A 14751-nucleotide genomic window follows, 5' to 3' on the forward strand; every position below is an offset into this window, starting at 1 on the left:
TCCGATTCCCTTTCTTTGGCTTATTCTGGAAACGTTCCAGAATAAACAACCGTCGGGCGTATCAGTCTGTTTTTACCAGCCTGTTCGGCGATATGGGCACTCCATCCTACGATGCGCCCGAGGCAGAAGGTGGGCGTATACATATCTTTCTGCAACCCGGATACACGCAATGCGGCTGCTGCCCAGAACTCAAGATTCGGGTACAGGTCACGACCAGGCTTCAGTTCTTGGAGGGTGTCGACAATGACCTGCTCCACCTCCAACCCCAGTTGGAGCAAGGGATCGCAAGCTTTATACTTTTCACACATACTCCGCAATGCGGCACCGCGAGGATCATGGGTTTTGTAGACGCGATGGCCAAACCCCATTATGCGCTCACCGCGTTCCACCTTATTTCTGATTACAGCTTCGGCATTCTCAACAGAGCCAATCTCGTCAAGCAAAGTGTCTACCTTAGAGGGCGCCCCTCCATGGAGTGGCCCAAGCAATGCGCTTATGGCAGCAACAATTGATGATGTCAGGTCAGCCTCGGTTGAAGTAACCACGCGTGCGGTAAAGGTTGATGCATTGATCGAGTGGTCCATGGAAAGCACCAGGTAAGTCTCGAGCAACTTGACTTTCTCCGCAGCTGGTCGCTCTCCAGAGAGCATGTAGAGGTAGTTGTCCACGTGACCGAGAGACGGGTCTGGTCCAACAAACGGTTGTCCCATGCGTTTGTTGAAAAGGTAGGCAAGTATAACCGGGGCTCTGGCAATCAACCTGATCGCCTCTTCTTTTTCAGGTGGAAAGTGTTCCTTCTCCAGAGGCATGGTGGACATCGCGGTTCTCAATGCAGCCATATAGCTAACTTCGTCAGGGATGAGGTCCAGCATCGGATAGATCCATTGCGGTAATTCGCGCGCATCCGCCATGGATTTTGAGAACGCGGCCAGATCCATGGGCGTTGGTAATTCCCCAAACAACAGCAGGTAAGCAACTTCCTCAAACGAGTGTTTGGTTGCAAGCTCCTCAACCCAATGACCACGAAAAATCAGTTGACCTTTTAGACCATCGATGTAGGTGATCTTGGATTTTCCGATAGCGATGCCTTCCAGTCCTTCGTTTATTGCGTTCATACGGGGGCCTCCGTTTCTCTATTCTTATCTGTTACTGGCGCAATCTCTTCCCGAAGGAGCGGTAGCTTGCGCTCTGCTGCAAAACATTGATAGCTGCTGAGTATCTCGGCGCCGTTCACGCCCAGCCTTCTCACGCTGTGATTACTGAAGTTCAGGATGGTGGTTGCCATACGCTCCGGATTCTCATACTTTGATACCCCCATGTCGCACGTGAAATCCGCGCCCTCACGAATTTCCGACGGCACATCCTGTAACCGGAAATTGTTACCGGACTTTGAGAAATTTCCGGATGACCCAACCAATAACATTCCCTCCTCGGAGGCCAGTCTCACCATTTCTTCAACAACTGGCCCGCAGTTTAGGAACACCGCGATAGAATCACTCTCGGTTGAATGCTCGAGTACCCAGGGTGACAAGGAACGAATGAGCCGGGACTCTTTGTTCAGCGGAAAGACTACCGCCAGGGTGCTGTCCCGAGTTATTTCAAGCAGCCACTCCAGAGTCCCATCGTCCGGAACGACCGCGATCTCTGTCAGAACGTTCATGTTCCCCGCCACAATGCATGGATTGGTGAAGGACCGTCCCTTGAGGCTGTACATTTTACGGATCGAGTATTCCGAATTGCCCAGTAATCCGTAACCAATGTCCGCCGGCGTCAATGCCAGCCCCCCGTTTTTGATGACCGAAACCGCATTCCGGGCTGTTTCCAATAACACAGCTTTGTTCATTTCAAGACACCTTTTATTGGCTAAGTGAGTAAACCCAAGGTCTGGCTGACATATCCTGTTCAACGTATTGATCAATCTCTGATAGGTACTTCAATGTGATATCAATTTCGTCCTGACCACTAGCTATTCGCTCCCTGTCTTTGTCATCAATGTTGATATCTGCGGTTCCCATCCGGGCCTCAGGCGTTCGCCACTCGATAAGTTTTTTTCCGAGGTCGAGTGACATCATCATTCCCTTGGATTCCGGGCTGGCGCTTTTCAAAAGCATGCTATAGGTCTCGTCACTTATCACTGCAGCTATCAGACCGTTCCGCACAGAATTTCGGTAGAAAATCTCGCCAAATGACAGAGCCAGAACGGCGACAATACCAAAGTCCTTTAGCGCCCATACGGCGTGCTCCCGAGAACTGCCACAACCGAAGTTCCGGGCTGAAATCAGAATCTTGCTGTTACGGTTTTCTGGTCTGTTGAGCACAAAGTTTGAACAGAGCAGCCCAGTGTTGTCGTAACGCCAACGTGCAAACAGCCCTTTGCTCAATCCTGTCTTGGATGTCGTAACCAGCTCCGTCTGCGGGATAATGGCATCGGTGTCCACGTCGTTGTGGCTCAGAATAGAGGCTCGGACGTCACGGAATATCCACGGATCATTTACCGTCATTGTCCTCACCTTATGTCAGTTCAACTTCAGGCGAATAGGAGTAACTCGCTGCTATCGACGCTGAATCCAGGCAATGCCTTTGTAGTAACGGGATAACGTCGTCCGCCGAAAAGGCGCCCTCTAAACCCAGCGTGGGGATCGACAGGGCGTAAAGAGTGAACTCGTACCAATGCAGTTTCTTATCGTTGAGTGGAGGTGAGGGGCCATCGTAACCAAAGTAATGACCCGCCATGGTTTGATCCTCTCCAAGAACTTTCGTGTAGTCGTTCAGCCCTTCGATGAAACCATTGTGATGCTGTGAACTCTTGCCACCGACTGTGACGCATTTGGACACGCTTCCTTCTGGTATACGCTTGATGCCAGGCTGGATATCGGCAACGACCCAGTGGTAGAAATCTCGTCTAAGAGCACTCTCTGGTATGATCACCCCGGCCAGATTGACTTGTGTAAGGTCAACAGGAACGTGGCGATCCTTACATATCAGCACGAGTGAACGTGTGGCCGGCGGGATATCCTGCCATGCGATTTCCGGGTTTACGTTGCGGGCAAAACATAGCCCCTCGGACAAATCCTTTTTCGCAAATGCAAACTTGCTGGGCATACGCTCTCCATCCGAGAACGATTCCGATAAAATCTTCATCATGACCTCCGTATACATTCCACTGCATGGCAGCAGTGCGCTTACATTGAGTTAGTTGTTTGTTTCAATGCCCGCCGCCGGAGGCACTAAACTATTGACAATTTCTTTCACGTGTTCCTCGTCGCGCATTTGCCACCAGTGTCCATCCGGGTAGGAAACCGCCACAGGGCCATTGGCACAGCGTCCCATGCAGCCAGAAGACGACACCCTGTACCGATGCTTTTCAGCTATAGGAAGACTTGTCCTAAGGGCAGACTTGGCCAGTTGACAAAACGCAGTTCCGCCTGAGCTGCCACATGCACGGCCACCACCTGGTCGTACATTGGTGCAAATAAAGAGGTGCTTGATATATGGCTCATTCATAGGTGAATCCCCAGTGTTCTCGGATCTTCGATTTGACCTGCAATTGCGGAAGCTGCTGCAACGGCCGGGCCACTCAGGTGAGTACGCGCATTCGGCCCTTGCCGGTGCTCAAAGTTGCGGTTACTTGTTGAAACACAGCGAGAATAGGGCCTGACGAACTCGCGATTGACGCTGACACACATGGAGCAGCCTGGTTCGCGTACTTCAAATCCGGAGTCGACGAATATATCCAACAAACCTTCGCGTTCCGCTTGGCGTTTGACACTCTCCGATCCGGGCACGACATAGGCTGTCACATGGGGGGCGACCCTTTGATTGCGACATACATGCGCAGCGATGCGCAGATCACTGATTCGGCTGTTGGTACAGGAGCCGATGAACACCGTATCTATGTTTGTACCGCGGATGGGTTCTCCCGGGGTCAGCCCCATATAGGCCAGTGCTTTATCATCGCTGTCGTCCTGGGAACCAGGAACCGTTCCATCGATTGGCATTGACTGGGACGGTCGGGTTCCCCAAGTGATCTGGGGCTCGATGTCGGAAACATCGATCACCAGTTCCCGCTGTACCTCGGCATATCTGTCACTGGCGAGCGACAACCAGCGACTCTCCAGTTCGGATTTGTTGAGGACTTGCTTTCCCGCATCTGTTGTCAGGATATAATCAATGGTGAGCTTGTCCGGGGAGACAAAGCCTGACCTGGCACCGGCCTCAATCGCCATATTGCAGATCGTCAGTCGTCCCTCCATGGGCATTTGCCGGATTGCTTCACCGGCAAACTCTATGACCATGCCTCGAGCACCGGAAGGTCCGAGGTGCCTGCATATCTGCAGGATATAGTCCTTAGGCAGTATGTATCTGCGTTCTTTTGAGTCCCCTTCGAGACAGACCCGTAATACGCCCGGGCGTCGTTGAACAATGGTCTGGGTTGCCAGCACATGCTCGACTTCGCTGGTCCCGATCCCAAATGCGACCGCTCCCAATGCGCCGAGTGTGCAGGTATGGGAATCACCGCACACGACGGTCATCCCCGGCATTACGAGTCCTTGCTCTGGCGCAATGACATGAACGATACCCTGCCTGTCACTACCAATCTGATGATGGGAAATACCGAAGTTCTCGGTATTTTTTCTCATCGTACTCAGCATCTGCTCCGCCTCCGAGAACGTTCCTCCAACCCGCCCAGGTGCCGTGGAAACAATGTGATCTTCGGTGCCGATCGCCAAGTGGGGATATCGCACAGGACGGGATTTTTGTCTTAAGCCATCGAAGGCCTGAGGACTGGATACTTCATGCAACAGATGGCGATCAATAAATAAAATGTCCTCCCCCGTTGGAAGTGTCTTGACGGTATGTAGATCCCAAATCTTGTCAAATGTCGTCAGGCCCATCTCGGTCACATCCTGTAGAAATCGAGGGAGTTCTTACCGAGAAACCTCGCCTTGGTCTGGTTGCTAAATCCCGGGTGGGTGACCAGATCTTTAAAGGTTTCGCTCAGCTTGCCGCCTTCGTAGTGCACATGAGGGAAATCGGCGGATCCGAGAATCCGGTTTTCACCAACCAGATCAACAAACTCTTCAAGTCGTGGCTCATCACCCTCAACAGTGAAGAAAACCTGATTCTCCCGTAAGTAATCCATCGGGCTTTTTTCGGCTAGCCAGACTTCGGCGGTGGGTGTCTTACGCCACTTTTCCGCTCGATCAAGGAAGGTGGGAAGCCAGACAGCCCCGGCTTCCACGAAAGCCACTTTTAACTCAGGGAAACGATCCAGTATTCCGCCCGCGAGCACTGAAAACATGCTGTGCAACATTCCAGCTTCGAAATGGAGTATCAGACTGGCGGGAATGCTGGAAAGTGAGTCATTGAGGCTGTCATGGGGCCAGCCCACGTGGATACTCATTGGCATGTTTTCAAGACACAATGTCTCGTAGACGATATCGAAACGACGGTCGTGCAGAGGCATGTCACCTACCGTGCTTAGTACCATGCAGGTGGAAGCGCCTAGGGATTTAGCCCGACGTACTTCCCGGGCCGCCGCGTCGGGGTTTCGCATTGGCAGCACGGCGGCCCATTTCAGATTCTCAGGTCGTTGGCCACAACGCTCTCCCATGAAAGAGTTGTAGGCTCGTGCCAGCGCCTCCTCAAACCCAGGATCACGCGTCATAGGATGTAGCATCAGTGTGGGGTAAAGAACGGACACATCAAGCCCAATGGTTTGCATGCACTCAATATATTCATCTGGGTCCATCAATCCTTGCACTGAGACGCTGACCGGCTTTGACATCGCGTAGTCGGATGTTGGCGGGCTCGCATAGCATGAGGGATTCTGCCCCATCAGTTTTGGACGTATTTCTCCGTCGACTAGCCACACTTTGTTCCGGGTGGGGCGGTGTTTGATCACGCCTTCGATATCGATAATAGTAGGCCGACGATGCTCATATTCCTTATCGATGTATCGAAAAACCTCTTCGTTTTCCTCGATATGAGAATCGGCGTCGATAAATGGACGGGCCAGTTTGTAAAGCTCCTTGTAGTTCTGGCTAGCCGACTGGTCTGTACTTTTAATGGTTTCCATTTTCGAACTCTCCTTTACGTTATGGATGCGTAGTAGTCTTGAAGGTTTGTCCACTCTATGACTGCTAATCTGACCACTTCCCATGCGTTTTTCTCGAAATCCACTACATCATCTGCGTGTCGGATGATCAGGTTTCGTGCTTGCTTGCTATGATCAACATCAAGCTCACCGTGCAGGTAAAACCATTCCAGTTCGCTGTCGTTGAAACCATATTCTTGCTTAAGTGCGGCTGCCATCTGGCTGGCGCTAGCGGGGGTCTGTCGTTCGTTGCAATAAATGGCCAGCATTGCCAGAACAGGATGTCTTTTTTTGCAGCAGTTAATCAGGTAATCCGTGAATCGTTTCACGGGTTCTGCCACCGGGCTGTTTTCTATCTCCTGGGTGTCAGCGCCACAGGCAATCGCGAATCTTTTCATCAAATTGAAATGACTATCGGTTCCGTCACATATATCGGTTTCTTCACCCACTAACTGATCAACCTGAAAGACTCGTATATCCGGGTAATCCCTCGCATTGCTATGTATTGCGCTGAATGACACATTCTGGAGATAGGTTTGATGATATTTTTGAGTCGACCACCTTCTTAATGTCGATCTTGATGCCACCTTATTTACGATGTTCTGAACAGACTTATGTCTGACGTATCTGTTCTGATCGATAAATTTATCGATTTCGTCGAGAATCCGTTCTTCCATTTTTTAAGCTCCTTCTTATTGATTTGTATTGCTATGAATCTGATTTCTTTGCTCTATATAAAAATCATAGAATTGCTTGTTATTGTTGTACTTGTGAACATCCTTGCTTTTAATGATTGATCTATACATTCGATCTACAAGTTCCGGGCTTGATGGTAAGTTGTTCTTTTGCAAACGGTCGGTGATCACGCTACGACCAGAGAGTCTGCTTATTATATATTCGCGTTCTCGGCCGTAATGCTCAGGACATACATACTCGTAGCACTCCGGGTCTTGCAGCATTCCATTAATGTGAATGCCTGCTGCAGTCGAGAAAACATACCTTCCTATGAGTGGTTTTTGAGGAGAAACAACCAGGCTGATCTCATCAATTAGTTTCCGGCATGCTTTAATCATGTGTATTGAGTCGACGCGAGACTGCATACCTACTTCATATCCCCTGTAGTGGATGACAGTTGCGAGTTCTTCCATGGCTGTATTGCCCGCTCGTTCACCGATACCGCACAGGGATACCTGAGCGCAGTCCGCACCGCCGACCAGTCCTGCGAATGTATTGGCAACGGCAAGACCCATATCGTTGTGGCAGTGAACGGACAGCTCAATGTCGTCTCCGATAAACTCCCGAATGGCTCTTACCTTATCTTCAAACTCGCTGGGTAATGCGGCTCCAACCGTATCAGCTAGTACGACGCAGTCTGCTCCTTGTTCCAGGCCAGCGGCGACCACTTGCTTTAGCATATCAAGTGACCCCCTAGCAGCGTCCTCGCAGCCCAGTGATATGTGTTGTGCTCCGTTTGTTCTTGCAATTCGAACAGCCTCGCTGGCTTCATTTACCGCATCTGGAAGAGAAAATTGACGTTTCTTTTCAAGGTGTACCTCAGAACCGGTGAGCAGTATTTGAACCTGTGATTTATTGGCAGCTTCCGTTGCCTTGATGGCGCACTCTATATCGGCTGCCTTGGCCCTTGCGAAAGCGCAGATGGTTGCGTTTAAGCCAAGTTCACTGATTCCTTTTGTGGCTTCGAAATCGGCTTCCGAGCACGAAGGGAAACCGCCTTCGATATAGTCAACGCCGATAGCGTCAATCCATTTCGCTAGTTCTACCCGTTGCTCAACGGACATGGCGTTACCTGGAGCTTGTTCGCCATCACGAAGTGTCGTATCAAAGAGTTTTACAGTGCGCATAGTCGTCCCTTATTTACACAGTTAACTACTGTTGGCGTTCTATTACTCAAGTCGTGTTCCATACTTCACTGACTTGTCCTTGAGTTCGAATCTTGTACTGTTCGCTGGTCATCGTTTTATCGATATCTGGAAGGGTTTCGAGTATGGGTTCCAAGGGGAATTCACCGAATCTGGCAATAACCGGGGGGTGCTCGGAGAAGTCAATAAGTGTGTTGGCGTGAAGGGAGCCCAGGTGGCCGCCGTCAATGATCAGGTCAACACCGGGGCCAATCTGTTTCGCCACGTCATCCGCACTCTTGGGGTCCGGCCCGCCAGACATGTTGGCAGAGCTTGACGCCACGGCTTCCGGCCTAAGATCAAAAAGCATTTTCAATGCCAGATGTTTGTGACAGCCCAGGCCGACAGTTTGAAGGCCCCGTACTACAAAGCTCGGTACTTCCGGCTTGCGCAGTAAAATGACACTAAAGGGAGCTGGCCAGTGTTTATTTACCAGTTCCAACGCGCGGTCATTAGGTTCGGCAAAACGATCTATATAATTGGCGCTGGGGACGGTCATTAATAGTGGACTATTACCGTTTCTTTTTTTTGCCTCATATAGTCGCTTTACAGCATCTGAGTTTTTATAGTCGCAGTGTATGCAGTAGTTGGTGTCCGAAGGCAAAACAACTAAACCACCACGATCAAGAATCCTCGCAGCTTCCATGATGGAGTCTGGGCTTAATGCTCTAATTCTTTTGTCTCGTTTGGTCATGTCGACTCCATTTTTCAGGCATTGTTTTGATTTATAGGTTTATGTTTTTTGAAACACCTTGGATTTATTCTTTCAGAGGAGTCTTGGGCTAACAAACGATATAATCTTATGGTCAAATATAAGGAAGGCTTATGTCACAGGTCCTGACTGACATGTCTCGTGAACACTTGGTGAAAGTTGTCAGTTGATTGCGGTAATATTGAAGATCATCTATCGCTGAGTAGATTCACAAATTTCCAGGGGTGGTCCTCCAGCCAATTTCACTCGCCCCTATACCTCTACGAAATGGCGCATGGCGCTGAACAGCAGAACCAGTTTTTTCTTGTGGTGATTGGTGTAGCTGGCCTCGTCGTGGACCTCTGCCATCACGATTCTGTCTCGTTTCCTGTCAGCGTTGTCGAGTGCGCTGATGGCGGTGGTCAGCTGGTCGCCGAGTATCAGAATCAGATTGGACATAGCGGGAAACGACCTCCGTACCTGGGGCAGCAATCACCCATGATCGCCACGATGTGGTACGAAGGATACGCCAGCGGCGCAAGGCTGGTTCAGCTGGAAGCTAGCCGCCGGTCATATTCATGAAGCGAAGAATCTGAACGTCACCCTCGCTGGAAAAGTGATGGCGCTCCGGTTTCAGGTCCATGGCGTTGATGATGGTTTCACGGAGTTTGTCATCGGTTTCCGGGTGGCCGCGCAGCACGCGGCGCAGATCAACGGAATGCTCGTTGCCCAGGCATAGCAGCAGACGGCCTTCCACCGTGACCCGAACGCGGTTACAGGTAGAGCAGAAATTGTGGGAATGGGGCGAGATGAAACCGACCCGAATGTCGCTGTCCGGCATGCGGTAGTAGCGGGCGGGGCCGCCGGAATCTTCCGGTGTGGGAACCAGCTCATGGCGCTGGCTGATGATATCGCGCACTTCGTCGCTGGTGCACAGCACCTGACCGCGATCATGATCGGAAATTTCACCCAGTGGCATTTCCTCAATGAAGGTAATGTCCACTTTCTTTTTGCGGGCAAACTCAACCAGCTCTGGTACTTCCTGGTCGTTGCCACCTTTCATGACAACGGTATTGAGTTTGATGCCCTCAAACCCCGCTTCTTTTGCGGCGTCTATACCATCAAGAACCTGGGCAAGCCGGCCGGTGCGGGTGATGCGGCTGAATTTCTCGGCATCCAGGGAATCCAGGCTGATATTCAATCGTTTGAGCCCGGCCTTGCGCAGTGGCTCTGCCATGGTGGGCAACTGGCTGCCATTGGTGGTCATGGCGAAGTCCCGCAGGCCAAATGTGCCGATTTCCTTGACCAGTTCCAGAATGCCCCGTCTGACAAGTGGCTCTCCCCCGGTCAACCGAATCTTTTCGGTGCCCAGGGATACGAAGGTCTTTGCCACCTGGGCAATCTCTTCAAGTGTCAGCACCTGCTGCCGTGGCAGGAAGGTCATCTCCTCGGCCATGCAGTACACGCACCGGAAATCGCAGCGGTCTGTGACGGACAGACGCACATAGTTGACGGTGCGACCAAAACGGTCTGTCAGCGTGGCGTTGGGCATGGGTAAATTCCCCGTCTGGCTTTGTATACAACAAGCATAACCAATGTGTGGCGAATAACCCAACCCAATATCGACAAAAGAACCATTCGGGCGTAAGAACCGGTTTCATGAATTCTGCGTATACAAGTATCGGTTTGGCCACTTTCGGTGTGAACCTGATATCGATGACTTATTGGAGTTGATGAATGCATATCACCCGTTACACCGATTACTCCCTGCGTGTTCTGATTTACCTGGCGGTGCAGGGTGATGAGCTGGCGACCATTCAGCAGATCGCCGACAGCTATGAGATCTCCAAGAATCACCTGATGAAAGTCGTTCATCAACTCAACAAGAAGGGCTACATCGAAACCGTTCGTGGCAAGAAAGGAGGGATGCGCCTGCACATGGCGCCGGAGGACATTAACGTTGGCATCCTGGTCAGGGAAACCGAACAGGATCTCAGTGTTGTGGAGTGCTTTTCCTCCAGGAATGCCTGCCGCATCACGCCGGTCTGTGGGTTGAAATCAATGTTCGGCGAGGCCTTGGCGGCATTCCTGGAAGTGCTGGACCGATACACGCTGGCCGATATTATTAACGACCAGCATCGCCCTCAGTTACTACGACTTTTGCAGATCGCTTAACTCAAGGCCCGGTTGCTGAATTCCGGTAGCAGCCGGTTGCGCATCCGGTCCGGCAGTGAATAGCCGAAAATGCGTTTCAGCACGGTTGAATACTGTTTGGCGAAGGTGCCGGTGTTGTACGGAATACCGTGCTTTTTACACACCGCTTGAACTTTCTCCGACATTTCGGGGTAGCGGTGGGCTGGCAGGTCCGGGAACACATGGTGTTCAATCTGGTAGCTCAGATGGCCGCTCAGCAGGTGCACCCACTTACCGCCGGTAAAGTTGCTGGAGCCTGTCAGTTGGCGCAGATACCAGTGGCCCTTGCTCTCACCTTCGCATTCCTCCTCGGTAAACGTCTCCGCATCCTGGGTAAAGTGGCCACAGAAAATGACCGTGGACGACCACAGGTTACGGATCAGGTTGGCGCCAATGTTGCCCGCCAGTACCACAGGAGCCACCGGAAAGGTGATCAGCGGGAAGAACACATAGTCCTTGAAGGCCTGACGGCCGCCCTTGCGGAAGAAGTCTTTCAGGAACGGAATCTTTTCCCGTACCGAGATTTCCCGGCGGCGGATCCGTTCAGACTCCAGCTCATGCAACCCAACGCCCCACTGGAAGAACACACTCAGCAGAATATAGTTGATGAACTGCAGAGTATGAGCCGGCTTCCATTTGTCGTCGTCGCTCAGGCGCAGCAGGGCATAGCCATAGTCCCGGTCCTTGCCGATGATATTGGTGTAGGTGTGGTGCTCGTAGTTGTGGGTGCGGCGCCAGGAATCGCCACTGCACACCGTATCCCATTCATAGGTCTGCGAGTGCAGTGACGGGTCGTTCATCCAGTCGTACTGGCCGTGCATGACGTTGTGGCCGATCTCCATGTTTTCGATAATCTTGGAGATACCCAGCGCCGTGGTGGCGGCGAGGAACACGGGCGGGATAAACCCGAAGGGCATCAGCACCCGGCCGCCGATTTCCAGGGACCGGTGGAGCCGAACGATCCTGCGGATGTAACGTGCATCCCGTTCGCCAAGATCGGAGATCACCTGGTCACGAATGGCGTCCAGGTCGTTTTCAAGCTCTTTCAGTTGTGTTTCGTTCATCGTCTTCATGGTGACTCCTTGCAGAATGGTCGAACCATGTCTGCCAATAATGGGTTCAGGCGTTGTGGTGCGGCCGGTCAGAGTTCAACAGACACCGGCCCGCTCGGAACAGACACACAAAGCTGAATGGTTTCCTCGCCCGGGCCGGATGTTTTCCCGGTCAGGCGGTTGATCACAGTGCCGCTGGTCTTGCGGCAACTGCACTGGTGACAGATGCCCATGCGGCAGCCGTAGCGTGGCGACAGTTTCGCGGCCTCGGCAATGTCCAGCAGCACCGCATCGCCTTCGGACGAGACATCCAGGTTGCTGCGTTGGAAATGCACCGCTCCTCCGAGGGACTCGGTGTCGAGATTTGCGGTCGGTGCGGAGAAGAAGGTGCTGTGAATGCGGTCTTCGCCAATCCCCCGCCGATACAGGAGATCGTTGGCCAGATCCATGAGCCCTTTCGGCCCGCAGAGATAGCACCGCCGGGCTGCAATGCCGGGAACCTCATCCAGATGTTGCTCGCTGAGGAACTGGGGCGGGTGGGTGTCGCTGGTGGCAAACACCTTCAGGGTGAGGGCCGGCCAGCGACTGGCCAGCGCGTGCAGCTTTTCCGCAGCAATCACATCGGCCTGGGTGCGCACGAAATACAGCAGGGTCACCGGCGCCCGATAGTCTGATGCCGCCATGGTTTCCAGTTGGCTCAGCACTGGGGTGATGCCGCTGCCACCGGCGATGTACAGGGCTGGCTCCTGCGGATCGGGAATCTGGAAGTCGCCGAACGCCTCGCCCAGCCCGATGACCGCTCCTGGCTCCAGGTGGTCGTGCATCCAGTTGGTCACCAGGCCACCGGGAAGCCGTTTGATGGTCAGGGTGACGGTGCCGTCTGCGCGCCATTGAATGGGCGAACTGGACAGGCTGAAGGTTCGGTTGCGACGCACGCCGTCAACATCGATGCCAATATTGACGTGCTGGCCGGCGGCAAAGCCTTTCCAGCGCCCGGCCGGCGCCAGGACAAAGGTTTTGGTGTCGGCGGTTTCGTTGTAGATGGCCTTCACTCTGGCCGGCGTGTATTGCCGTACCCACATGGGGTTGATGCGCTCCAGCAGGGGATCAAAAAAGGCAGCCGGGTCGTCCCGGTTAAAAAGCTGCCTGCCCAGCCAGTGCAGGGTCGGTGACTTTTCCAGTACAGATATCATGATTGCTCTCCTTTGTACTGATGTGTACAAGTGTTCACTAATGTGTACGACTGTACACACCGAGGTGTTAGGCGGCAATCAAGCCACTAACATTGTCCTGTAATGACAAGTTCGGGTTATTTTTAGTGTGGGCCTGTGTACACTTGTTGGCTTGTGATCAACCGATGAGCTAGTTCCAGGCGATGGCAGAAAAACAACGACGTAAGCCGGGTGAAACCCGCGAAAAACTGATGAACGCGGCATTGGCCCTGGTGGGAAAGGGGCGGCACTTTGCCAGCCTGGGCATCCGCGAAGTCACCCGACAGGCAGGCGTGGTGCCGACGTCTTTTTACCGGCACTTCCGCAACATGGATGACCTTGGGCTGCAGTTGGTGGACGAATTGGGGCTGGTGCTTCGACGGATGATGCGCGAGGCGCGGGCGAACGTATTGCAGGCGGACAAACTGATCGACGAATCAGTCGGTATTTTTATCTCCCATGCCCGCAATAATCGCAGCTTTTTCATGTTTATGGCCCAGGGGCTGGCGGGGGAGAGCCGGGCGGTACAGGAAGGCATCCGCAGCGAAATGCGTTATTTTGCCAGCGAACTGGCCAATGATCTTCGGCGTCTGAAAGTGGCGGATCACCTGAGCGATGCCGACCTGGATATGACCTGCGACCTGGTGGTGCGCAGTGTAGCCTTCAGCCTGACGGACATTCTGGGGATCTCTCCCGACGACGACTATCAGGAAGAACAGGTGCGGCAGCGAACCGCGCGCTTTCTACAGCTGATATTTGTGGGCGCAGCCAACTGGAAGAGTCGCCCATGAAGGTCAACTCCTATTCCCGGAAACTGGCGTCGATGCGGTCGAGCTTGCGTAGCAGGCCCGGCCAGGCCAGCTTGCCGCCCAGGCCTTTGGTCACCTGATCCGCCTGTTGCCGGATGGTGTCCACAATGCCGGCAGGAACTGGCGTCAGTGGGCGATCGCCCGACAGTGCCCTGATCTGGATCTGACAGGACGTTTGCAGTATGTACATGGCCAGGAAGGCATCAGGAATACTGGAGCCGGTGGTCAGCAGGCCGTGGTTGCGAAGAATCATGAAATTGGTATTACCGAGATCCTTTTGCAGGCGGGCCTTCTCGTCTTCCCTTAGCGCCACACCTTCATAGTCGTGATACGACAGGCTCGCCAGTGCAAACAGGCTCTGCTGGGATAGCGGCAGCAGGCCTTCCTGTTGGGCGGATACAGCAATACCGTCGGTGGTGTGCAAATGCATGACGCAGCCGGCATCGTCCCTGACCTGGTGGATGGCGCTATGGATGGTAAAACCCGCAGGATTGATATCGAAGTCGTCGGGGTTGATCTTGTTGGCGTCCTGATCCACTCGCACCAGGCTGGAGGCTGTAATTTCCTCGAACATCATACCGTATGGATTAATAAGAAAGTGGTGCTCGTCACCGGGTATCCGTGCGGAAATATGGGTAAATACCAGATCGTCCCAGCCGTACAGGGCGACCAGACGATAGGCCGCGGCGAGGTCGACTCGGAGCTGCCATTCTTCCTTGCTGACCTGATCTCTTTTTGACGGAATTGAAAGTTGTTCGGACATGGCATTGGCTCCCGTT

15 protein-coding genes and 1 pseudogene are annotated in these 14751 nt (G+C 52.9%); 2 read left to right on the forward strand and 14 right to left on the reverse strand.

Going from position 1 to position 14751, the window contains the following annotated elements; all coding sequences use genetic code 11:
• Positions 1 to 20: 20 nt before the first annotated feature.
• The 11 genes and pseudogenes from B3M52_RS04520 to moaA form a co-directional block, all read right to left on the reverse strand.
• Positions 21 to 1115, reverse strand: a complete 1095-nt coding sequence (locus B3M52_RS04520; protein ID WP_151982985.1) for a citrate/2-methylcitrate synthase — start codon at positions 1113 to 1115, stop codon at positions 21 to 23.
• Positions 1112 to 1843, reverse strand: a complete 732-nt coding sequence (locus B3M52_RS04525) for a Sua5/YciO/YrdC/YwlC family protein (RefSeq protein WP_151982984.1) — start codon at positions 1841 to 1843, stop codon at positions 1112 to 1114. Before B3M52_RS04525 ends, B3M52_RS04520 begins: the two co-directional genes overlap by 4 nt.
• 13 nt (positions 1844 to 1856) lie before the next feature.
• Positions 1857 to 2501 (reverse strand): 3-isopropylmalate dehydratase small subunit, encoded by a 645-nt coding sequence (gene leuD, locus B3M52_RS04530; RefSeq protein WP_151982983.1) that lies wholly within the window; start codon positions 2499 to 2501, stop codon positions 1857 to 1859.
• Positions 2502 to 2511: 10 nt separating this feature from the next.
• Positions 2512 to 3144 carry a YbhB/YbcL family Raf kinase inhibitor-like protein gene (locus tag B3M52_RS04535; protein WP_199480638.1) on the reverse strand — a complete coding sequence of 211 codons (633 nt, stop codon included), beginning with the start codon at positions 3142 to 3144 and terminating at the stop codon, positions 2512 to 2514.
• A gap of 356 nt (positions 3145 to 3500) precedes the next feature.
• On the reverse strand, positions 3501 to 4895 hold the full coding sequence (locus B3M52_RS04540) for a 3-isopropylmalate dehydratase large subunit (protein ID WP_151982981.1): 1395 nt from the start codon (positions 4893 to 4895) through the stop codon (positions 3501 to 3503).
• A 5-nt stretch (positions 4896 to 4900) separates the two neighbouring features.
• The gene (locus B3M52_RS04545) at positions 4901 to 6079 is read right to left on the reverse strand and encodes an amidohydrolase family protein (protein ID WP_159265603.1); all 1179 of its coding nucleotides are present in this window, start codon (positions 6077 to 6079) and stop codon (positions 4901 to 4903) included.
• Between the two features lie 14 nt (positions 6080 to 6093).
• Entirely contained in the window at positions 6094 to 6774 is a 681-nt protein-coding gene (locus tag B3M52_RS04550) for a TenA family transcriptional regulator (protein ID WP_151982979.1), read from the reverse strand.
• A gap of 15 nt (positions 6775 to 6789) precedes the next feature.
• Entirely contained in the window at positions 6790 to 7959 is a 1170-nt protein-coding gene (locus B3M52_RS04555) for a LeuA family protein (RefSeq protein ID WP_151982978.1), read from the reverse strand.
• Between the two features lie 46 nt (positions 7960 to 8005).
• Complete coding sequence (locus tag B3M52_RS04560; protein WP_151982977.1) at positions 8006 to 8710, reverse strand: L-threonylcarbamoyladenylate synthase; 705 nt, start codon at positions 8708 to 8710, stop codon at positions 8006 to 8008.
• A gap of 282 nt (positions 8711 to 8992) precedes the next feature.
• Positions 8993 to 9166: pseudogene (locus B3M52_RS04565) on the reverse strand (cryptochrome/photolyase family protein); the annotation flags it as partial.
• A 100-nt stretch (positions 9167 to 9266) separates the two neighbouring features.
• Positions 9267 to 10259 (reverse strand): GTP 3',8-cyclase MoaA, encoded by a 993-nt coding sequence (gene moaA / locus B3M52_RS04570; RefSeq protein WP_036208888.1) that lies wholly within the window; start codon positions 10257 to 10259, stop codon positions 9267 to 9269.
• Between the two features lie 185 nt (positions 10260 to 10444).
• Between moaA and B3M52_RS04575 the strand changes: the two genes are divergently transcribed.
• Positions 10445 to 10882, forward strand: a complete 438-nt coding sequence (locus B3M52_RS04575; RefSeq protein ID WP_036208891.1) for an RrF2 family transcriptional regulator — start codon at positions 10445 to 10447, stop codon at positions 10880 to 10882.
• Here the strand turns inward: B3M52_RS04575 and B3M52_RS04580 are convergent.
• Positions 10879 to 11973, reverse strand: a complete 1095-nt coding sequence (locus B3M52_RS04580) for a fatty acid desaturase family protein (protein WP_151982976.1) — start codon at positions 11971 to 11973, stop codon at positions 10879 to 10881. The genes B3M52_RS04575 and B3M52_RS04580 overlap by 4 nt on opposite strands.
• Before the next feature lie 68 nt (positions 11974 to 12041).
• Positions 12042 to 13145, reverse strand: a complete 1104-nt coding sequence (locus B3M52_RS04585) for a ferredoxin reductase (protein ID WP_151982975.1) — start codon at positions 13143 to 13145, stop codon at positions 12042 to 12044.
• A 182-nt stretch (positions 13146 to 13327) separates the two neighbouring features.
• Between B3M52_RS04585 and B3M52_RS04590 the strand changes: the two genes are divergently transcribed.
• Positions 13328 to 13954 carry a TetR family transcriptional regulator gene (locus B3M52_RS04590; RefSeq protein WP_151982974.1) on the forward strand — a complete coding sequence of 209 codons (627 nt, stop codon included), beginning with the start codon at positions 13328 to 13330 and terminating at the stop codon, positions 13952 to 13954.
• 10 nt (positions 13955 to 13964) lie between these two features.
• Here the strand turns inward: B3M52_RS04590 and B3M52_RS04595 are convergent, their stop codons facing one another.
• Positions 13965 to 14735: a class II aldolase/adducin family protein gene (locus tag B3M52_RS04595; protein WP_286748978.1), complete on the reverse strand. Its 771-nt coding sequence runs from the start codon at positions 14733 to 14735 to the stop codon at positions 13965 to 13967.
• Positions 14736 to 14751 lie beyond the last annotated feature (16 nt).

It is taken from the genome of Marinobacter sp. UBA2688 (assembly GCF_002352785.1).
In the GTDB taxonomy this organism is placed as follows: Bacteria; Pseudomonadota; Gammaproteobacteria; order Pseudomonadales; family Oleiphilaceae; genus Marinobacter; species Marinobacter salarius.